This is a genomic window from Pseudomonas fluorescens (assembly GCF_902498065.1).
Classification (GTDB): domain Bacteria; phylum Pseudomonadota; class Gammaproteobacteria; order Pseudomonadales; family Pseudomonadaceae; genus Aquipseudomonas; species Aquipseudomonas fluorescens_BJ.
This window is the reverse complement of sequence record NZ_CABVIR010000001.1, coordinates 114,966-134,035: the sequence shown is the minus strand read 5'-3', so window position 1 is coordinate 134,035 and position 19,070 is coordinate 114,966. Positions and strand designations below refer to the sequence as shown.

General features: G+C 60.8%; 18 protein-coding genes and 2 pseudogenes. 5 read left to right on the top strand and 15 right to left on the bottom strand.

All coding sequences use genetic code 11. From position 1 onward, the window contains the following. Nucleotides 1-40 precede the first annotated feature (40 nt). Entirely contained in the window at nt 41-1,135 is a 1,095-nt protein-coding gene (locus F8N43_RS00620) for a DUF1615 domain-containing protein (RefSeq protein WP_150634815.1), read from the bottom strand. Between the two features lie 221 nt (nt 1,136-1,356). Between F8N43_RS00620 and F8N43_RS00615 the strand changes: the two genes are divergently transcribed. Continuing rightward, complete coding sequence (locus F8N43_RS00615; protein WP_150653055.1) at nt 1,357-2,892, top strand: FAD-dependent oxidoreductase; 1,536 nt, start codon at nt 1,357-1,359, stop codon at nt 2,890-2,892. Between the two features lie 33 nt (nt 2,893-2,925). Here F8N43_RS00615 and hemB read toward each other — a convergent pair whose 3' ends face one another. The 3 genes from hemB to F8N43_RS00600 all read right to left on the bottom strand — a co-directional run bounded on the left by hemB (nt 2,926) and on the right by F8N43_RS00600 (nt 5,721). Continuing rightward, nucleotides 2,926-3,900 carry a porphobilinogen synthase gene (gene hemB / locus F8N43_RS00610; protein WP_150634229.1) on the bottom strand — a complete coding sequence of 325 codons (975 nt, stop codon included), beginning with the start codon at nt 3,898-3,900 and terminating at the stop codon, nt 2,926-2,928. Nucleotides 3,901-4,146: 246 nt separating this feature from the next. Beyond that, nucleotides 4,147-4,989 (bottom strand): PhzF family phenazine biosynthesis protein, encoded by an 843-nt coding sequence (locus F8N43_RS00605; RefSeq protein WP_150653054.1) that lies wholly within the window; start codon nt 4,987-4,989, stop codon nt 4,147-4,149. A 33-nt stretch (nt 4,990-5,022) separates the two neighbouring features. Next, complete coding sequence (locus F8N43_RS00600) at nt 5,023-5,721, bottom strand: glutathione binding-like protein (RefSeq protein ID WP_150634231.1); 699 nt, start codon at nt 5,719-5,721, stop codon at nt 5,023-5,025. A gap of 367 nt (nt 5,722-6,088) precedes the next feature. Between F8N43_RS00600 and F8N43_RS00595 the strand changes: the two genes are divergently transcribed. After that, nucleotides 6,089-6,763, top strand: a complete 675-nt coding sequence (locus F8N43_RS00595) for a histidine phosphatase family protein (RefSeq protein ID WP_150634232.1) — start codon at nt 6,089-6,091, stop codon at nt 6,761-6,763. Nucleotides 6,764-6,916: 153 nt separating this feature from the next. On the opposite strand, the gene mnmH is transcribed toward F8N43_RS00595, so the two are convergent. From mnmH to F8N43_RS00570, 5 genes are all read right to left on the bottom strand, one after another. Then, a complete protein-coding gene (mnmH, locus tag F8N43_RS00590; RefSeq protein ID WP_150653053.1) occupies nt 6,917-8,020 on the bottom strand; it encodes a tRNA 2-selenouridine(34) synthase MnmH in 1,104 nt (367 codons plus the stop codon). Further along, on the bottom strand, nt 8,020-9,054 hold the full coding sequence (selD, locus tag F8N43_RS00585) for a selenide, water dikinase SelD (protein WP_150653052.1): 1,035 nt from the start codon (nt 9,052-9,054) through the stop codon (nt 8,020-8,022). The genes mnmH and selD overlap by 1 nt, the downstream gene beginning before the upstream one ends. A 180-nt stretch (nt 9,055-9,234) precedes the next feature. Then, a complete protein-coding gene (locus F8N43_RS00580) occupies nt 9,235-10,191 on the bottom strand; it encodes a quinone oxidoreductase family protein (RefSeq protein ID WP_150653051.1) in 957 nt (318 codons plus the stop codon). 31 nt (nt 10,192-10,222) lie between these two features. Continuing rightward, a complete protein-coding gene (locus tag F8N43_RS00575; protein ID WP_008035179.1) occupies nt 10,223-10,396 on the bottom strand; it encodes a DUF1427 family protein in 174 nt (57 codons plus the stop codon). A gap of 93 nt (nt 10,397-10,489) precedes the next feature. After that, nucleotides 10,490-11,260: an AraC family transcriptional regulator gene (locus tag F8N43_RS00570; RefSeq protein WP_191630097.1), complete on the bottom strand. Its 771-nt coding sequence runs from the start codon at nt 11,258-11,260 to the stop codon at nt 10,490-10,492. Between the two features lie 145 nt (nt 11,261-11,405). On the opposite strand from F8N43_RS00570, the gene F8N43_RS00565 reads away from it, so the two are divergent. Next, entirely contained in the window at nt 11,406-11,633 is a 228-nt protein-coding gene (locus tag F8N43_RS00565) for a DUF6555 family protein (protein WP_150634237.1), read from the top strand. Nucleotides 11,634-11,745: 112 nt separating this feature from the next. Here F8N43_RS00565 and F8N43_RS00560 read toward each other — a convergent pair whose 3' ends face one another. The 3 genes from F8N43_RS00560 to F8N43_RS00550 form a co-directional block, all read right to left on the bottom strand. Further along, nucleotides 11,746-11,910, bottom strand: a complete 165-nt coding sequence (locus F8N43_RS00560) for a metallothionein (protein WP_150634238.1) — start codon at nt 11,908-11,910, stop codon at nt 11,746-11,748. A 107-nt stretch (nt 11,911-12,017) separates the two neighbouring features. Beyond that, complete coding sequence (locus F8N43_RS00555; protein WP_150634239.1) at nt 12,018-12,470, bottom strand: DMT family transporter; 453 nt, start codon at nt 12,468-12,470, stop codon at nt 12,018-12,020. Between the two features lie 2 nt (nt 12,471-12,472). Further along, nucleotides 12,473-12,964 carry a DMT family transporter gene (locus F8N43_RS00550; protein ID WP_150634240.1) on the bottom strand — a complete coding sequence of 164 codons (492 nt, stop codon included), beginning with the start codon at nt 12,962-12,964 and terminating at the stop codon, nt 12,473-12,475. A 241-nt stretch (nt 12,965-13,205) separates the two neighbouring features. On the opposite strand from F8N43_RS00550, the gene F8N43_RS00540 reads away from it, so the two are divergent. Beyond that, the gene (locus F8N43_RS00540; RefSeq protein WP_150634241.1) at nt 13,206-14,141 is read left to right on the top strand and encodes a LysR family transcriptional regulator; all 936 of its coding nucleotides are present in this window, start codon (nt 13,206-13,208) and stop codon (nt 14,139-14,141) included. A 97-nt stretch (nt 14,142-14,238) separates the two neighbouring features. On the opposite strand, the gene F8N43_RS29810 is transcribed toward F8N43_RS00540, so the two are convergent. The 3 genes and pseudogenes from F8N43_RS29810 to F8N43_RS00530 form a co-directional block, all read right to left on the bottom strand. Beyond that, a complete protein-coding gene (locus F8N43_RS29810; protein WP_412071768.1) occupies nt 14,239-14,994 on the bottom strand; it encodes a methyl-accepting chemotaxis protein in 756 nt (251 codons plus the stop codon). A 102-nt stretch (nt 14,995-15,096) separates the two neighbouring features. Beyond that, nucleotides 15,097-15,915: pseudogene (locus F8N43_RS29805) on the bottom strand (cache domain-containing protein); the annotation flags it as partial. 196 nt (nt 15,916-16,111) lie between these two features. Then, nucleotides 16,112-17,428 (bottom strand): Na+/H+ antiporter family protein, encoded by a 1,317-nt coding sequence (locus F8N43_RS00530; RefSeq protein WP_191623760.1) that lies wholly within the window; start codon nt 17,426-17,428, stop codon nt 16,112-16,114. 303 nt (nt 17,429-17,731) lie between these two features. On the opposite strand from F8N43_RS00530, the pseudogene F8N43_RS29800 reads away from it, so the two are divergent. Next, a pseudogene (locus F8N43_RS29800) lies at nt 17,732-19,021 on the top strand (HAMP domain-containing protein); the annotation flags it as partial. Nucleotides 19,022-19,070: the final 49 nt, after the last annotated feature.

The window sequence follows — 19,070 nt, the reverse complement described above, 5'->3', positions numbered from 1 at the left end:
GCCTCACCCGCCGGGTTTTTTATGCATTTTTTGAGACCGGTTACTTCCCTGCCCGCGCCATGCAACGCTGATAACGCTCGTCGACCCGTTTGGCAAACCACGCCGTGGTGAGTTTTCGGGTGATTTTCGGGCTCTGCAACACGATCCCCGGCAATACCGCTCGCGGCAATGAACGGCCTTCGGCCTGCTCGGCCAATTCGAAAACCCGCTGATACAACACGCTGTCCTCGAAATCGAGGCTTTTGCCCTTTTCCAGTTGATCCCGAATGGTCGGATTACGCATGCCCAGTTGCTTGCCGAGCGTGCGCACGGCCAATTCCGTGGTGCCGGGCATTATCGAGTCGTAGCGCACCAGATCACCATCCAGTGCCAAAGGAACCCCCGAAGCACGGCTCACCGCGTTCTGAAACGCGGCGTTTCGGCTGGCGTACCAACCGGCATTGAAATCGGCGAAGCGGTACAGCGGCTGCTTGTAACTCACCGGATAACCGAGCAAGTGGGCGATGCCGAAATACAGGCCGCCGCGACGGCTGAAGACTTCATGCCGAATCGTGCCGTCCACCGGGTACGGATAATTCCGCGCCTGCTGCTCGGCGAAGTCGATGCTGACCTGCATCGGCCCACCCGTGTGCACCGGATTGAAACCACCGAACAGCGTACGGCCCATGGGCACCATGCCGATGAAGTCATCGAAAATCGCGCTCAATTCCTTTTCACTGCGCGCGGCATTCAGCCGGTCGCTGTAGCTTTTGCCGGTGCTGGAACGCACTTGCAGCGCACCGCTTACCAGCAGACCGGGGATGTGGACCTTGGCGGCGCGGCGGTCGATTTCCTCACGGGCGATCTTGCCCAGGCCCGGCACCGGCGGGTCCACCTGAAAGGTCGACTCCTGTTCCGTGACCGCCAGTACCGAGCACAGGTTTTGCGTGGACGGATAAATATTTTGTGCAGCAAACGCCACGTAGATGTCCGTGGCCCAGCCTTGGCGGTCGACGGTTTTTGCCGGCAACAGGCGCACGATCTCGGTCTTGACCTCGTCGGGTTTGCGGGCCGGGGCCTCCTGCGGGCGCTGGGTCCCGCAACCGGCCAGCACCAACAGCGCTGCGGCGCTCGTGATCAATCGGTTGGCTTGCATGGCACTCCATCAGATCCGTTGAACCGGGTTAACCATACGATCAATCGCATGGCGCAGGCTATGACTGTGCCGACGCGGTACTGTTCCCTGGGGAACGAGCTTGCTCCCAGTGGCTGACTCGATGTTAACGGACGGACCGGCTGGCGCAGGCGCCATCGATGGCCTTCAATTAAAGCTCACCGCCTGATCCCACGGCGCCTGCCAATGCGTTGGGAGCCCCCATGAACCGTAGCGACGTTCTGATCATCGGCGCCGGCCCCACCGGGTTGGTCCTGGCGTTATGGCTTAGCAAACTGGGGATCCGCGTGCGGATTCTCGATAAGACCTCGGCCCCCGGCACCACGTCCCGGGCGTTGGCCGTGCAAGCCCGCACACTGGAACTGTATCGCCAGCTCGACCTTGGCGACGCCGTGATAAAGGGCGGTCATCGCGTGGCGGCGGCCAATTTCTGGGTCAAGGGTGAACCTGTGGCGCGCTTGCCGTTGAACCGGGTTGGCGAAGGACTGACGCCGTACGCGTTCCTCGAAATCTTCCCTCAGGACGAGCATGAGCGGCTGCTGATCGAGCGTCTGGAGACCTTTGGCATCCAGGTCGAGCGCAACACCGAGCTGGAGAGCTTCGAGGAAACCGGCGACGGCATCACCGCAAGGTTGCGCTTGCCCGATGGTCAACAGGAAACCTGTCAGGCCTGTTACCTGGCCGGTTGCGATGGCGCCCGCTCGTTAGTGCGCAAAACCCTCGACACCGGATTTCCCGGCGGCACCTACCAGCAGATTTTCTACGTGGCCGACGTGCAGGCCAGCGGTCCGGCGCTCAATGGCGAGCTGCACCTGGACCTTGATGAGGCGGACTTTCTCGCGGTGTTTCCCCTCGCGGGCGAAGGTCGCGCGCGGCTGATCGGAACGGTTCGCGATGAACGCGCCGAGCACGCCGAAACCCTGAAGTTTGAAGACGTCAGCCAGCGCGCCATCGCACACCTGAAGGTGCAGATCGAACAGGTGAACTGGTTCTCGACCTATCGCGTGCATCATCGGGTGGCCGATCACTTTCGCAGCGGTCGCGTGTTTCTCTTGGGCGACGCGGCTCATGTCCACAGCCCGGCTGGCGGTCAGGGCATGAACACCGGGATTGGCGATGCCATCAACCTCGCCTGGAAACTCGCGGCCGTGTTGAGCGGCGGTGCTGCCCCGCATCTGCTCGACACGTATGAAACCGAGCGCATCGCCTTTGCCCGCAAACTGGTCGCCACCACCGACCGGGTGTTCAGTTTCGTCACGGCCGAAGGACGCATGGCAGATTTGCTGCGCACCCGCCTGGCGCCGTTCCTGTTGCCGAAAATGGCCTCGTTCGAGACCTCCCGGGAATTCCTGTTTCGCACGGTGTCGCAACTCACCCTCAACTATCGTGGAATGCCGTTAAGCACCGGCGTTGCCGGGCACGTTCACGGTGGCGACCGCTTGCCCTGGGCGCACGATGGTGAAGGGGATAATTTCGGGCCCCTGAAGTGCCCGAACTGGCAGGTGCATGTGTACGGCGACACCAGCGACGAAATGATTGCCTGGTGCAATGAACATCATCTGCCGTTGCATGTGTTTGACTGGCGGCCGGCCTTTGAAGCGGCCGGCCTGGGGCGTAACGGTTTTTACCTGTTGCGGCCGGATACCTATGTGGCGATTGCCGAGACCTGCTCGGACCCGAAAGTGATTGCGCGGTACTTCCGGGATCGCGGGATACGGCCGTTTTTTGGTTCTAACTGATTCACACCGTCCCACAGGGTCTTGTGTGTGGATTCAGATCCCGGCCAGGGCCAGGTCCATCGCGAAGTAGGTGAAGATCAAATCCGCCCCCGCCCGCTTGATCGCCCCAAGGCTCTCGCGCACAACGCGATCCTCATCGATTGCCCCGGCCTGCGCGCCGAACTTGATCATCGCGTACTCGCCGCTGACCTGATACGCCGACAGCGGCAGGCGGGAAACCTCGCGAATGTCGCGAATGATGTCGAGGTACGCGCCAGCCGGTTTGACCATCAGTGCGTCGGCACCTTCCTGCTCGTCCATCAGCGATTCACGCACCGCTTCGCGGCGGTTCATCGGGTTCATTTGATAGCTTTTTCGGTCACCCTTGAGCGCGCTGCCGCCAGCCTCGCGGAACGGGCCGTAGAGCGCCGAGGCAAATTTTGTCGAATAGGCCATGATCGCGGTCTGGGTGAAACCGGCGTCATCCAGCGCCCGGCGAATCGCCTGCACCTGGCCGTCCATTGCTGCCGACGGCGCGATCACATCAGCACCGGCACGGGCTGCAGCGACGGCTTGTTTGCCAAGGTTGATCAGGGTCTGGTCGTTGTCGACTTCGTGGTTGTGCAGCACGCCGCAGTGACCGTGACTGGTGTACTCACAAAAACAGGTGTCGGACATCACGATCATGTCCGGCACTGCGTCCTTGGCGATGCGCGACATGCGCGAGACCAGGCCATTCTCGCTCCAGGTGTCGCTGCCGCTGCTGTCCAGATGATGAGACACGCCGAAGGTCATCACCGACTTGATCCCCGCACGGGCATAACGCTCGATCTCGCCGGCCAGTTTCGATTCCGGAATCCGCATCACGCCGGGCATGCTCTTGATCGGCACGAAGTCGTCGATTTCTTCCTCGACGAAAATCGGCAGCACCAGGTCGTTCAGGCTGAATTCGGTTTCCTGGAACAGGCTGCGCAGGCTCGCATTGCGGCGCAGACGGCGTGGACGTGCTTCGGGGAACTGACTGGACATGGGAGGTTCCTGAAATCGGAAGACGAGACGAAAGTCGTAAGGGGGCGAAAGCTTATGCCCTGTGGGTGCCAGTGACAAACCTCGATGTAGGAAAATCCATTACCTGTTTGGCAACAATTCCCGCATCCACACAAAACACTGTGGGAGCGGCGGTGCGACGATTCGACTTGCTCGCGATAGCGGTGGGTCAGTCAACATAGATGCTGGATGATCCGGCCTCATCGCGGGCAAGCCCGCTCCCACAGGTCATAGCGTCAGGGTTCCGGAGATACAGGTCACGACGGAGCCACCAATCCAGATTTCATCGCCCACCTGATCGACCTGAATACGTCCCGCGCGGCCCATCGTCAGGCCCTGGCTGACCACGTAGGACGCCGGCGCCAGCCCCTCGCCGAGCAACCACTGGGCGATCCCGGCATTCAAGCTGCCCGTGGCGGGGTCTTCCGGCATGCCGTCGCCAGAGATGAACGCGCGCACTTCGAACTGTGCGTCATCGCCGTCACGCTCGGGATGCCACGGCGCGATCACGCCGACCGCGAGGCCAAGCATCTGCGTATGGTCCGGTTGCAGGTCCAGCACCTGCTGGCGATCCTCGACCATCACCGCCAGCCAGCCCGCGCCGTTATCAACCCACTGCCCCCGCACGATGGCGTCCGGTTCCAGCCTGAGCCCGCGCCGCACGCGCGCCATGACATCGGCCTCCACCGGTCCGGTCTTGAGCAGTGGCGGTGCGAGAAAAGCCAGCTCCGCGCCTTGTCGACGCACCCGCACCAGGCCGACGCCGCATTCCTGAATGATCTCCTCGCCCTTGGGCACGCCACCGGCTTCGAGCCAGGCATGACAAGTGCCCAGGGTCGGGTGACCGGCGAACGGCAATTCGCTCAGCGTGGTGAAAATCCGCACCCGGTAATCGGCCCGAGGGTCCTGCGGTGCGAGGATGAACGTGGTTTCACTGAGGTTGGTCCACGTGGCGAACGCCGCCATGCGCTCATCGCTGAGCTCGTCGGCGCCGAACACAACGGCCAACGGATTGCCCTTGAGCGCGACGCGGCTGAAGACATCTACTTGCTTGAAATCGAATGAATGCATGGCCTGCCTTGGTCCTGATGAAATCGAAACGTCCTATTTGGGAATTTCCAGCCCGCGCATCACTGCTGGACGTGCGAGGAAGCGCTCCAGCACCCGAGTTACGTTCGGGAAATCCTTGATGCCCACCAGATCGCCCGCTTCATAGAAACCGATCAGGTTGCGCACCCACGGGAATGTCGCGATGTCGGCGATGGTGTAGCGCTCGCCCATGATCCAGTCGCGCCCCTGCAGACGTCCATCAAGAACTTTTAACAAACGTTTACTTTCCTCGACATAGCGATCCCGAGGACGTTTGTCTTCGTATTCCTTGCCGGCGAATTTGTTGAAAAAGCCGAGCTGGCCAAACATCGGTCCGATACCCCCCATCTGAAACATCAGCCACTGGATCGTCTCGTAACGCGCTGCCGATTCCTGGGCCAGCAATTGCCCGCTCTTGTCCGCGAGGTAGATCAGAATCGCCCCGGATTCGAACAGCGGCAGCGGCTTGTCGTCCGGGCCGTGGGGGTCGAGGATCGCCGGGATCTTGTTGTTGGGGTTCAGCGACAGAAACTCGGGCGACAACTGGTCATTGGTGTCGAAGCCCACGCGATGCGGCTCGTAGGGCAGGCCGATCTCTTCGAGCATGATCGACACTTTGACGCCGTTGGGGGTCGGCAGTGAATAAAGCTGAATCCACTCAGGGTATTGGGCTGGCCATTTCTGGGTGATGGGGAAAGCAGAAAGATCGGTCATCGCAAGGATCCACGAAGAGATTGAGAGACACGATCATAGTGTGAGTGGCCGCAGGCTGCGATGTCCGGCGTATCGATATTGATGATTATCAAGATCAATGCATTGCAGCGTTCTGCGGAGCCGACCCGTGTACCGTGTCCACAAATCCGCAACATCCTGTCGATAACCTCTGCTCCAACCCGTTCATGGTTATCGGTAGATTGCTGCGCACGCCGCCGGAATCGAACCAAACGGGCTTCAGTGGACTCTGAGTGTTGCCCTTTCGGAAACGGACCGGCTCAACGACATGGAAAACACCCGACGCTGGGAGCGCGGGGTGTAAAGGTTTGTCAGCCTTAACCGAATGCGCTGAAGAAACCCTTATTCCATGATGAACCCTATGAAACTGGTCCAACGCTTCAAGCATCGCGCTTATGTCGTGCTGCCCACCTTGCTGGCAATCAGTGCGCTATTCCTGTCGCTTGAAGTCCGTGAAAGCCGCGCCCAGCCGGCTGACGGCACCCAGACGCTGGTCTTCCTGCGCCACGCGGAAAAACCCGCCGGCGGCCTCGGTCAGCTCAATTGCCAGGGCCTGAACCGCGCCATCGATCTGGCCACCCTGCTCCCGGAAAAATTCGGCAAGGCCAACTACGTTTTTGCGGCCAACCCGACGCGCAATGTCGAGGAAGGCGAACTGGATAACTCCTACAGCTACATTCGTCCTCTGATGACCATCAGCCCCAGCGCCATCAAGCTCGGTTTGCCGGTGAACATCAATTTCTCGGCCAACGACACCAGCGACCTGGCCGACGAACTGCTCCATGACAAATATCACAACTCGGTGATCTACACCGCGTGGTCCCACGGCTACCTGCCCGAGCTGATCAACAAGGTCGCGGGCGAAGCGGTCGGCAAGAAACAGAACATCACCGATGACTGGGAATCCAGCGACTACGACTCGCTGTATGTACTCACCCTGACCTGGCACAACGGCAAGGCCAGCCTGCAGAGCCACAACTACAAGCAAGGCCTGGATAACGGTCAGGAAACCTGCCCGACTTGAGGGTGATGGTTCAAATCTTGTAGCGGCTGTCAGGGCCCTATCGCGAGCAGGCTCGCTCCCACATTGGATCTTCAGTGGACATGAATTAAGTGTCCGACAGAAACCAAATGTGGGAGCGAGCCTGCTCGCGATGAGGCCGGAAAAATCAACACATCACCCCGGGCGATGGCCACGCGCTTGCAGGTATTCGATAACCGCTCCCCGCTCCCCGGCAAACTCGATCCGCGCCCCCTTCTTCTCCCGCTGAAACGCATACATCGGGTCGTAATACTCACCCAGCAACCCATCAATCCAGCCCCGGTGCAAATCCACCGCCCCGCTGCGCGCCTGCTCCGCCAGCGCATCCTCCATCAGGATCAACATCCGCCGATGACGCTCGCCACCCAGTCGCTTCTGAACGTTGTTCAGGCTCGCCAGCAAACGCTCGGAAAACAGCGCGAAACCTTCTTCGCCATGCACGTCGTTGAACTCGGCAGACAAGTCCACCACGTAATCACGCAGGATGCGTTCAACCCGCCCTGCACGGCTGTCTTCGAGCCAGACCATCGGAAATTGCTGCATGCCCTGATACAGCGCCAACGGCAACGCGCAACTGCCGATCGCACGGCTTTCATCTTCCAGCACAAACTGCTCGATACCGCGGCTGCGCTTCTTCAGCACGTCCACGGCCAGGCGGTTTTCAAAATCGATGTTGGACGGCTGGCCCGTGGCGCGCTTGCCGAAACTGGAGCCGCGATGGTTGGCGTGGCCTTCAAGGTCCAGGCCGTTACGCAGCTGCGTGAGCACTTCGGTCTTGCCGGTGCCGGTCATGCCGCCCAGCAGGACGAAATCACATTGAGCCATCGTCTGATCGATCGTCTCCAACAGGAAACTACGCATGGCCTTGTAGCCACCGCCGACCCGCGGATAATCGATACCCGCCTCACTCTTCAGCCATTGCTGAACGATCTGCGAGCGCAAGCCACCGCGAAAACAATACAAAAGCCCCTCGGGATGAGCCCGGGCAAAATCGGCCCAGGCCTGAATTCGCGCGGCCTGGATCTCGCCAGACACCAACTGATGCCCCAACGTAATGGCCGCCTGCTGACCCTGCTGCTTGTAGCAAGTGCCGACCCGCTGCCGCTCGCTGTCGTTCATCAGCGGCAGATTGATCACTCCGGGGAAGGAACCCTTGATGAATTCGACCGGCGCGCGGGTATCCATCATCGGCCGGTCATTGAGGAAAATGTCGCGGTAATCGGTGAAATCGCTGGACATCAAAACACCTCGACCGCGTTCGTCTGTCGCTCGACCAGTTCACCGATCGGCGCAAGGGTCAGGCCCAGTTCGGCAGCGACGCTGAGGAATTGATCGTTGCCCTCGGGCGTGACCGCCACCAGCAGGCCACCGCTGGTTTGCGGATCGCAGAGCACGAGTTTGTGCATTTCCTGCAGTCGCCCGAGTTTGCTGGCGTAGCTGTCGAAATTGCGCAGCGTCCCGCCCGGCACGCAACCCTGGTCGAGGTAGTACTCGACACCCGGCAGGCGCGGCACGCGGTCGTATTCGATGCGCGCCGTGAGGTTGCTGCCGTCGGCCATTTCCACCAGGTGCCCGAGCAGGCCGAAACCGGTGACATCGGTCATCGCGGTCACGCCGTCGAGCTTGCCGAAACGGCTGCCGGGCTTGTTGAGGGTGCACATCCAGTCGCGGGCCAGGCCGATGTCGGCGTGGCGCAACTTGCCCTTTTTCTCGGCGGTAGTGAGGATGCCAATGCCCAGGGGCTTGGTGAGGTAGAGCAGGCAACCGGCGGTGGCCGTGTCGTTGCGCTTCATGTGGCGCTTTTCCACCAGCCCGGTGACAGCCAGGCCGAAGATCGGCTCCGGCGCATCGATGGAGTGCCCGCCCGCCAACGGGATGCCGGCTTCATCGCACACCGAGCGCCCGCCGCGAATCACTTCCCGGGCAATCTCCGGCGCCAGCACATTCACCGGCCAGCCAAGGATCGCGATGGCCATCAACGGATCGCCGCCCATGGCGTAGATGTCGCTGATGGCATTGGTGGCGGCGATGCGGCCGAAATCGAACGGATCGTCGACGATGGGCATAAAGAAATCGGTGGTCGAGACCACGCCGCGCTCTTCATCGATGGCATACACCGCCGCGTCATCGCGCGAGGCATTGCCGACCCAGAGCCGGGGGTCAAGGTTCTGCGCCCCGCTGCCGGCCAGAATCACTTCCAGCACCTGGGGGGAAATCTTGCAGCCACAGCCTGCGCCGTGGCTGTATTGGGTCAAACGGATCGGCTCGCTCATCGGGTGCACCTTGTGAAGTCAGTGCGGACGAGTCTACAGCAAGGTCATTTTGAGGGGCTTTAACGAACGACAAAACCCTGTGGAAGCTGGCTTGCCAGCGATGAGGCGCTTGAGGCGCTTGAGGCTTGCATCGCTGCCGAAGCCGCCATCGCTGGCAAGCCAGCTCGCACAGTGGTTGGGTTATGGCAACAAAATCACCTTGTCGCCACTGCCCTGATTCACTTCGGCATAACGTTCCAGCCCTTCGGCCAGCGGCGATTCAAACAACCCTTGGGGCAACGGCAACAGGTCCTGATCGAAGAACCGGCCGAACTGATCGAGCATCGCCGCGCACGCCTGCACGCCGTACAGAAGCGAGTTGATCCCCACCACCGAACCGCCCTTGCGGTACAGCGCCAGGGCCGGCAACTGCACCAGGCCATCCACCGGCGCGGCAATGATCGCGATACGGCCGAACGCTGCCAACGCAGGGACGGAGGCCGGTAGCCAGAACCCGGTGGTGTCAAAAATCACGTCGGCGCCGCCGGTGTAGACCGCGTTGACCTGTGCTCCCAAGTCCTCGGGTTTATCCAGTTGCAACGTTTGATACCCCTGAGCCTGCAAGTCCTTGACCTGCTCCGGCCGACGCGCCGCCGCCAGCACCTGGGCGCCACGCACCTTGGCCAGCGCCAACGCGGCACTGCCGACCGCCCCGCCACCAATCACCAATAGCCGCGTTTGTGCGTTCACCAGACTGCGTTCCAGCGCATCCCACGCCGTGGTGTAAGGCACGCCGAGGCTGGCGGCCTGGGCAAAACTCAGGTGCGTCGGTTTGCGCGCCACGCCGTTGGCCGGCAACTTGACGAATTGCGCATGGGAGCCGTCGGCGAAAAAGCCCAATTCACGGCCGGTGCCCCACACTTCCTGACCGATCAGCGCCTGCGGGCCTTTGACGACTACACCCGCAAAATCACGCCCGGGAATCCGTGGCAACGTGGTGTAGGGAAAACGCCCCAGCACATTCTTCACATCGCTGGGGTTGAGGCCGGCGGCCTTGATTTGCACCAGCACTTCATCGGCGCCGGGCACGGGGGTTGGAACCTCGACATAGCGCAGGGCCGAGAGGTCGCCGGTTTTGTCGAACTGCAATGCTTTCATGGGAATGTTCCATCGAACCAGGAAGGTGATTTCAGGAGATCCAGCCAGTGACCAGCTGCCGGCCCATAGGCCATAACTTTTCACCGGCGAGCATGCCCAGCAGGCCCACCAGCGCAATGGCCGGTGGTGCGGGGGAACGAAAATCCAGCGCGCCGTAAAGCAAACCGACGCCCAGACCGATGACCAGTGAGATGAGGTAGCTCATGGCAGACTCCGTGGGCAATTGAGGTATGCCCAAAGTCTAAAGGCCGGTATCAGCGAGCATCGGCCAAGTGCTTCTGAATATCGGCCAAAACACCTACAGAGTCGTGCAGAACTGCGAAGGCGCAACCCCCAGTTCCCGACGGAACATGTCACTGAAGCTGCTCGGCGAATAGCCCAGGTCCCGGGCAATCGCACTGACCGGCACACCCTGGATCAACTCCCCGACCGCGGTCGCCAGTTGCACCTGCCGCCGCCACTCGGCGAAGCCCATGCCCAGACCGTCCTTGAACAGCCGCGCCAGGGTACGCACGCTGGCCCCGGCGCTTTGCGCGTGATGTTCGAAGGGAATGTCCAGCGATGGCGCGGCCATGACCGCCTGACACAGGTTCATCAGGCGTCGGTCAGAATCATCCGGTAACGGGATTTTCAGCAGAGAACGCTTGGCGCGCCTGAGCTCCAGCAGTGCCAGGCCGACCAGCGCCTCGTAATACTCCGCCGCACCGTCGTCGCCTTGCTCCACCAGCCCGACGATGAGTTCACGCAGCAACCCGCCCACTTCGATCACCTGAACCGTAGCGTCCAGCGTCGCTGCCAATGACGGCCGCAAGTAGATGTTGCGCATCTGCAGATCCGAGACCACGCGAATGCCGTGGGGCACGCCCGGTGGCAGCCATACCGCCCGTTGCGGCGGCACCACCAACGCCTCATGCGGCGTTTCGACCCACATCACCCCGCTCATCGCATACAACAACTGGCCCCAGACATGCTCGTGGGGCTCAATGAACAACCCGCGCGGATAGGTGCGCGCCAGCGGTTGCACGGGCACATCGGTGTCACTCAGATCGGGGGGCGCGGCAAGGGCCATGGTCAGCATTCATTGGGGTTTTCAGAAAATGCATGGTAACCAGCCGCAAGCCTTGTCGCCACTGGCCGCAGCCGCCTGACAATCCGACTGAATTTTCCGCCCCCCAAATGATCCTTTTAATACCACAGGGAGGAATACGGGCTTTATGAACAACGCAAAACTTTTCGTCATTGAATACACCCTTCATGGCGACCCCAAGTCTTTCATCATTCGCCTGGACAAAATGGACAATGCGGAGGCATGGCATTGGGCGAGTTGCGACGCCGGCGTAGGCCGGATCCCGCGCTTTGGACGGGAGAAGGTGCAAAAGACCAGCAAGCCGATGGCGGAAAAATTCGGCGTGGAAAACGTAACGTGGCGGCCAGCGAGTTAACGCCCCTTATTTTTCAGGAGCGAGCTTGCTCGCGATGGCCTTGAGAGCGGCGCGTACATTCAGAAAATACGCGTTGTCGTTGAGGCCATCGCGAGCAAGCACGCGCCTACAGTCAGCGCTTGGCGCACTTGCAGCCTTTGCTCGCGCATTCTTCACCGTGTTCATGGTGCTTGGCGCAGGCTTCACAGCAGTAGTGTTTGCCGTGACGCGCGATCGGATGCTGGCCGAGTTTGCAGTTACATTTCGGGCAGTCGCAGATGCTTTCACTGTCAATCATGAGTCTGACTCCTGAGGTGGTGGTCGTCGGGGCTTGAAGCTACAACCCGTCTCACCAGTGTAGGAGTTGCCACAAACGACGCATGACAACTGTAGGAGCAACAGCCGTCAGGCCTGGCGGGTATTGCTGCGATACATCAACACCAACGCCAACCCGAGCAACACCATCGCCAGAATCCGGCTGCCGGACAGCTCGATCTGCGGGTTGCCCAGCCAGCCGAAGTTATCGATCAGCATCCCCATGCCCAACTGCCCGACGATCACCGCGACCGTCGCCACCGCCGTACCCACCCGCGGTACCGCTCCCACCATCACCATCATGTACACCACGCCGAACAGCGCGCCGCTGAGCTGCCATTTCGGCACGTCCAGCAGGCTCATGGCATGGGCCGGCTCGAAAAACAGGATTAGCAACCCGGTGCTCACCGCCCCCACCACGAACGTCAGCAAACTGCTGCGCAGCACACCGACCGTTTCGCCCAGACGTCCATTGATGGCGGCCTGAACACTCAACACCGCACCGGCGGCCACGACCACCGCCAACAAAATAATCAGATTCATCATCAACCCCGCGCAATCAGAACAAGTGCCGCGACAATCAGCAGCAAGGCCAGCCAACGTTCACCGTTGACCTTTTTACGGGTGGCGCCGAACCAGCCGAAGTGGTCGATCAACACGCTTTTACCGACCTGCCCGGACAGGATCGCAATCATCGTCATCGCAATGCCGATGTGCGGCGTGGCCAGGGTCAGCACCACCACGTACATCGGCCCGAGGAAACCACCGAGCAACTGCCAGCGCGGCAAGTCGCTGAAGGCCGGCCCTTTTTTCGGACCACTAAACAACAGCAGTAAAAACAGGATCGCCGAGCCGACGCCGAAGATGCTCAACGTCGCCCACAAGTGACCGACCTGAACCCCCAGCGGCCCGAGCAGACCGGCCTCCACGGAAAGCCCCATACCGGCCAGGATCACCAGAGGCAGCAGTAAAAGCCGCAACCCCGGTTTGGTCGCTGGTGTTGTGGCAACGCCCACGTCGATTGAGGAAGATTGCATGAATGAACACCTGCCAATTATCAGAAAAAACACCGTCCCTTGTGGGGGCGAGCCTGCTCGCGATAGCGATTTGTCAGTCACATTGATGTTGGATGTCTGGCCGCTATCGCGAGCAGGCTCGCTCCCCCATGGGGTTTTGTGGAGTCAGTGGAATAGGCGCGCATTATCGGCTGGCACTGCTTTGCGATAAATGGGAGCATCCTGACAACACTTTTGCGTAACTCGCACAGCAGGACACTTCATGCACGGGCTCCACGAATTGGGATTCAAGGCACTTCGGCTGTTTGTCGCCGTACTCGACCACGGCAGTTTCTCTGAAGTCGCCCGTCGCGAAGGCCTGGCGCCGTCGTCGATTTCCCGGCAGATCCAGTTGATGGAACAGCTGCTGAACCAACAATTGCTCTACCGCCACACCCGCGCGGTCACGCCCACCGAAGCCGGGCGCATGCTCGGCCACCATGCCCGATTGGTGCTGGTGCAACTGGAAGAAGCCGAGCAAGCCTTGCAGGAACAGCAAAGCGAACCCAGCGGGCTGGTGCGTATCAACGCCCCCGTGGTGTTCGGGCAACGGCACCTGACGCCATGGCTGGGGCGTTTATGCGAGCGTTATCCAAAGCTGCAACTGGATATCCAGCAGACCGACAGCTACATCGACCCGCTACAGGAAGGCACCGACCTGCTGTTTCGTATCGGTCCGCTGCACGACTCAAGCATGCAGGCGCGCATTCTGGCGCCGCATCGTTTTCAAGTCGCAGCAAGCCCGGCTTATCTGGAGCGTCATGGCGTCCCGCAACACCCCGAAGACCTCGCGGCCCATCAATGCCTGGCCTACAAAGGCGTGACAGGCCAGCAGCGTTGGTTTTTCCGCCAGAATCAGCAGGACTGGACGCCCTACTCGGTGAAAGGCCCGATCACCGGCAACCATGCCGACACGCTCACCCAGGCCGCCGAACAAGGTCTGGGGCTGGTGATGTTTCCGTCATGGCTGATTGGTGAAGCGGTGCGCAACGGCACGCTGGTGCCGGTGCTGGGGGCGTATCAGGTGTCCAACAGCCTCGAACCGCAACAGATCGCCGTGCTCTGGCCCGGGAGCCGGCGGTTGTCGGTCAAGGTGCGCACGGTGATAGATTTTTTTGTCGAATGCTTCGGGACCGTGCCGTACTGGGACAGGCCGTAGAACCTGCAACAACGCAATACCCTGTGGGAGCGGGCTTGCCCGGGTAGAAACCGGAGACATCCTTTACGTTTTAAACCGGAGACATCCTTTACAGGTGTCAGATACGGAACTGTCCGACCAGACTGCCAAGGCGCTGACCCAGATCAGCCAGGCTGCGGGACGTCTGGGCGCCGAGCTGGGTTTCGTCCGCCACGTTGTCCACGGCCACCGCGATCTGATGCACGCTACGGTTGATCTCTTCAGCCACGGCGGTCTGCTCTTCGGCCGCGCTGGCGATCTGCGCGTTCATCGAGTTGATGGTGCCAATCAGCTGAGCCATGGTGTCGAGCGACGCGCCGGCTTGATTGGCCTGTGCGGACGTGCCGTCGCCGGCCTCGCTGGAACGGCGCATCGCTTCCACCGCCGACTGAGTGCCGGCCTGCAAGCGGTCGATCATGCCTTGGATTTCCTGGGTGCTGATTTGCGTGCGGCTGGCCAGCGCCCGCACTTCGTCGGCCACCACCGCGAAGCCACGACCGGCCTCACCGGCGCGAGCAGCTTCGATTGCGGCGTTGAGCGCCAACAGGTTGGTTTGCTCGGCAATTGAACGGATCACCCCGAGCACGCTGACAATCGAAGACACGTCTTTTTGCAGGCTGTCGAGGGACACGCCGCTGCTGCGAATATCGTCGACCAATGCATGAATCTTCACGATGCTGCCGGCCACCACACGCTTGGCGGCCTGGCCTTCTTCGTCGGTCTGCTGCGCCGCCACTGCCGCGTTTTGTGCACTTTTCGCCACTTCCTGCGCGGCGGCCGACATTTCGTTGATTGCCGTGGCCACCTGATCGGTTTCGTGACGCTGACGCTCCATCGCCTGATCCGAACGCTGGGCCTGATCGGACACCTGATTCACCAGCCCGGTCAGTTGCGAAGTCATTTCGGTGATCTGGCGCACCAGGCCGTGGATCTTGTCGACAAAACGGTTGAACGAACCGGCAAGCTCGCCCAGCTCATCCTGGCTGGTAATGGTCAGGCGCCGGGTCAGGTCGCCCTCGCCCGCCGCGATGTCGTCGAGGTTGGCTTTCATCAAATTCAGCGGCCGCAGAATGGTGTTGGCCAGCAGCATGCCGGCGGCGGCAATCAGCAACAGCACGACGACAGCGATGCCGATGATGCTCAACAACACGCCTTCCATACGCTCCTGAACCTTGGCTTCGACCACGGCCACTTGCGCCTCGATGCCATCAAGATTGACCGATGTGCCGACGGCCATGTCCCACTTCGGCAGGTATTCGGTGTAGCCGAGTTTCGGCACCAGCACCTGAGTGTTGCCAGGCAATGGCGAGCTGTATTGCAGGTAATGCGTGCCGTCCTTGGCGACTTTCACCAGGTCGCGGTTGACGTAAACACCGTTCGGATCGCGGTTGTCCTTGAAGCTCTGGCCCACGCCTTCGGGGCTGTTGGCCTTGAACAGGCGCACAGTATTGGAGTCATAGCCGAAGAAGTAACCTTCCTTGCCGTAGCTGATGCTCGACAGCAATTTGATCACCTGGGCCCGCGCCGCGTCATCGCCAGGGGCGGCGGCGTCGTAGAGCGGTTTGATCGCGGTCATGGCCACGGCGACGTAACTTTGCAGGGTAGCCTTGGCGTCGCTGAGCAGGCGCTGGCGCGTCTCCTCGACTTCCTTGCGGGCCTGTTCCTGGAGAACGAACAACGTGGTCAGGCTGATGACCAACGCAAAGAGCAACACCGGGAGAACGGCAAGGGACAGGACTTTAGCCTTCAGGCTCATGCGCATGACGGTTCACTCTTTTGATTTTATTGGCGTGGTTAAAGGCTTTAACGGCACGCCGGATCAAAAGTTGAGTAAAGGTCACATTGATCCCTGTGGGAGCGGGCTTGCCCGCGATAGCGTCGGAACGTTCAGCATCAATGTGACTGAAAGACCGTCATCGCGGGCAAGCCCGCTCCCACAGAATTTGAGGTGGTTATAGGACCATTGCGGCCACCCAGCCGAACGCCAGCAGCGGCAGGTTGTAATGCAGGAAGGTCGGGACCACGGTGTCCCAGATATGGTGATGCTGACCGTCGATGTTCAGGCCGGAGGTGGGGCCGAGCGTAGAGTCGGAAGCCGGCGAACCGGCGTCGCCCAGCGCACCGGCGGTGCCGACGATGCACACGATCGCGATCGGGCTGAACCCCAGTTGCACGCACAGCGGCACGAAAATCGCCGCCAGAATCGGCACGGTGGAAAACGACGAACCGATGCCCATGGTCACCAGCAGACCCACCAGCAACATCAGCAGCGCACCGACGCCTTTGCTGTGGCCGATCCACGACGCCGACGCCTCCACCAGCGTCTGCACCTGGCCGGTGGCTTTCATCACTTCGGCAAACCCCGAGGCGGCGATCATGATGAAACCGATCATCGCCATCATCTTCATGCCTTCGGTGAACAGGTCATCGGTGTCGCGCCACTTCACGATGCCCGACACCGAGAAAATCAAAAAGCCCGCCAGGGCACCGATAATCATCGAGTCCAGCAGCAGCTGAATAATGAACGCTGCCGCGATGGCCACACCCGCAACCATCAGGCTCAGCGGGTTGTACTGCACCGCGACCTGTTCGACCTGCTCAATCTTTTCCAGGTTATAGACGCGTTTCTTGCGGTAGCTGATAAACGCTGCCCCCAGACCCACCACCATGCCCAGCGCCGGAATGCCCATGGCATGGGTGACGTTGATGCCGCTGATATCAACACCGCTGCGGGCCACATTGGCCAGCAGGATTTCATTGAGGAAGATGTTGCCGAAGCCCACTGGCAAGAACATGTACGGGGTGATCAGGCCGAAGGTCATGACGCAGGCGATCAACCGCCGATCCAGTTGCAGCTTGGTCAGCACATACAACAGCGGCGGCACCAGCAACGGAATAAAGGCGATATGTATCGGCAGAATGTTTTGCGAGGCAATGGCCACCACCCACAGCAGGCCGATCAGCAACCACTTCACCGAACCGCCACCGTTGGCGTGCTGGCGGTCAACCATCGCCAAGGCTTTGTCTGCCAGCGCATGGGCCAGGCCGGACTTGGCAATCGCCACCGCAAACGCGCCGAGCAAGGCATACGACAAGGCCACCGTGGCCCCGCCGCCAAGGCCGCTATTGAAGGCTTTCAGTGTGGCGTCGATGCCCAGGCCACCGGTCAAACCACCCACCAGAGCGCCGATAATCAGCGCGATCACCACGTGCACGCGGGACAGGCTGAGAATCAGCATGATGCCAACCGCGGCAATTACAGCATTAATCATCGTTACCTCAAGGCAAGCGAAATGAGTCCGGCCGGGAGTCTGCACAAAGCCGCCAGCGGGATAAGGAATGGGTTTTATTAGAGGGCGCGCACTGTGCCGGACGGTCAGCGCCTTGTCAAAGCCAACGGCCAGAACGCTACGCGCACGCCCCCTGTAGGAGCTGGCTTGCCAGCTCCTAGAGAGGTTTGCGTAAGGCTGGGATTTCGAACGTGCCTGTTATTCGTTTAACGACATAAAGAAAGCGGATTTGCCGCCGTTACAGTGCAAAGTCTCAGATATTTATCGAATAAGGACGTCTCCATGTCGCTCAGACAACTTTCCATTCAATGGAAAATCACCCTGCTGGCCGGGCTTTGCCTGGCCGGTATCGTGACCTTGCTGGTAGGTCTTTCCCTCTATCGTATGGAGCACAGCTCCGAGCTGGTGAAAGCCTCGAGCATGGAGATGCTCAATGACGCCGCCCAGGCCCGGATCGAATCCCAGGGCGAAAACCAGGCGTTGATTATTCGCCAGCAGTTCATGGACGCCTATCAATATGGCCACGGCTTTTCGCGTCAGGTGTTGTTCCTGCGCGACCAGGCCGAGAAGCGCTTCCTCGATGCCTTCGACCTGCGTGAAGACCTGACCCGCCAGGTCAAGTCTGCGCTGCAAGCCAACCCGGAACTGCTCGGCCTGTCCCTGGTGTTCGAACCCAATGCGCTGGACGGCAAGGACGACCTGTTCGCCGGCCAGGCTGAGCTGGGCAGTAACGACAAGGGCCGTTTCGCGCTCTACTGGTCGCAACCGACGCCCGGCAAGGTGACGTCGATGGCGCTGCCCGAAACCGACATGGCCGACACCAGCACCGGCCCCAGCGGCGAGCCCGCCAACGCCTGGTTCACCTGCCCGCGCACTTCGCTCAAGCCCTGTGTGATCGAACCCTACTTCTATGTGATCGACGGCCAGAACGTGTTGATGACCAGCATCGTGTTCCCGCTGATGGTCAATGGCAAAGTCATCGCATCGCTGTCGGTGGACATCAACCTCAACAGCCTGCAAGCGGTCAGTCAGGGCGCCAGCAAAAAACTTTATGACGGCCAGACCAACGTCAGCATCATCAGCCCGGCCGGTTTGCTCGCCGGCTACAGCCCGGACGCCAGCAAACTCAGCCAGCGCCTGGACGCGGTGGATAAAACCAGCGGCGCCGAACTGATCCGCCTGCTCGCCGCCAGCAGCAAAACCGCAAGCCTGCACAGCCAACAGCAGTTGAAAGTGCTGTCGCCGTTCCAGCCCATCCCCGACGGCAAGTCGTGGGGCGTGTTGCTCGACGTGCCGGAAAAAGTCCTGATCGGCCCCGCCGAAGCCCTGAAAAAACAACTCGATGAAAGCAACACCGCCGGCACCTTGGTCGAACTCGGCCTCGGTGTGCTGGCCGCATTGATCGGCCTGTTGCTGGTGTGGCTGATGGCGCGCAGCGTGACCCGACCGATCCTCGGCGTGGCGCACATGCTCGAAGACATCGCCAGTGGTGAGGGCGACCTGACCCGGCGCCTGGCGTATGACAAGAAGGATGAACTGGGCCAGTTAGCCGGCTGGTTCAACCGTTTCCTCGACAAGTTGCAACCGATCATCGCCGAGGTGAAACGCTCGGTGCAGGACG

Bases quoted from the DNA above. Each gene is read 5' to 3' on its own strand.
- F8N43_RS29810 (WP_412071768.1), bottom strand. From the start codon at position 14,994: ATGGAGCGTCAGCGTCACGAAACCGATCAGGTGGCCACGGCAATCAAC.
- F8N43_RS00620 (WP_150634815.1), bottom strand. From the start codon at position 1,135: ATGCAAGCCAACCGATTGATCACGAGCGCCGCAGCGCTGTTGGTGCTG.
- selD (WP_150653052.1), bottom strand. From the start codon at position 9,054: ATGAGCGAGCCGATCCGTTTGACCCAATACAGCCACGGCGCAGGCTGT.
- F8N43_RS00565 (WP_150634237.1), top strand. From the start codon at position 11,406: ATGAACAACGCAAAACTTTTCGTCATTGAATACACCCTTCATGGCGAC.
- F8N43_RS00595 (WP_150634232.1), top strand. From the start codon at position 6,089: ATGATGAACCCTATGAAACTGGTCCAACGCTTCAAGCATCGCGCTTAT.
- F8N43_RS00600 (WP_150634231.1), bottom strand. From the start codon at position 5,721: ATGACCGATCTTTCTGCTTTCCCCATCACCCAGAAATGGCCAGCCCAA.
- mnmH (WP_150653053.1), bottom strand. From the start codon at position 8,020: ATGTCCAGCGATTTCACCGATTACCGCGACATTTTCCTCAATGACCGG.
- F8N43_RS00575 (WP_008035179.1), bottom strand. From the start codon at position 10,396: ATGAGCTACCTCATCTCACTGGTCATCGGTCTGGGCGTCGGTTTGCTT.
- F8N43_RS00550 (WP_150634240.1), bottom strand. From the start codon at position 12,964: ATGCAATCTTCCTCAATCGACGTGGGCGTTGCCACAACACCAGCGACC.
- F8N43_RS00615 (WP_150653055.1), top strand. From the start codon at position 1,357: ATGAACCGTAGCGACGTTCTGATCATCGGCGCCGGCCCCACCGGGTTG.
- hemB (WP_150634229.1), bottom strand. From the start codon at position 3,900: ATGTCCAGTCAGTTCCCCGAAGCACGTCCACGCCGTCTGCGCCGCAAT.
- F8N43_RS00560 (WP_150634238.1), bottom strand. From the start codon at position 11,910: ATGATTGACAGTGAAAGCATCTGCGACTGCCCGAAATGTAACTGCAAA.
- F8N43_RS00570 (WP_191630097.1), bottom strand. From the start codon at position 11,260: ATGGCCCTTGCCGCGCCCCCCGATCTGAGTGACACCGATGTGCCCGTG.
- F8N43_RS00580 (WP_150653051.1), bottom strand. From the start codon at position 10,191: ATGAAAGCATTGCAGTTCGACAAAACCGGCGACCTCTCGGCCCTGCGC.
- F8N43_RS00555 (WP_150634239.1), bottom strand. From the start codon at position 12,470: ATGAATCTGATTATTTTGTTGGCGGTGGTCGTGGCCGCCGGTGCGGTG.
- F8N43_RS00540 (WP_150634241.1), top strand. From the start codon at position 13,206: ATGCACGGGCTCCACGAATTGGGATTCAAGGCACTTCGGCTGTTTGTC.
- F8N43_RS00605 (WP_150653054.1), bottom strand. From the start codon at position 4,989: ATGCATTCATTCGATTTCAAGCAAGTAGATGTCTTCAGCCGCGTCGCG.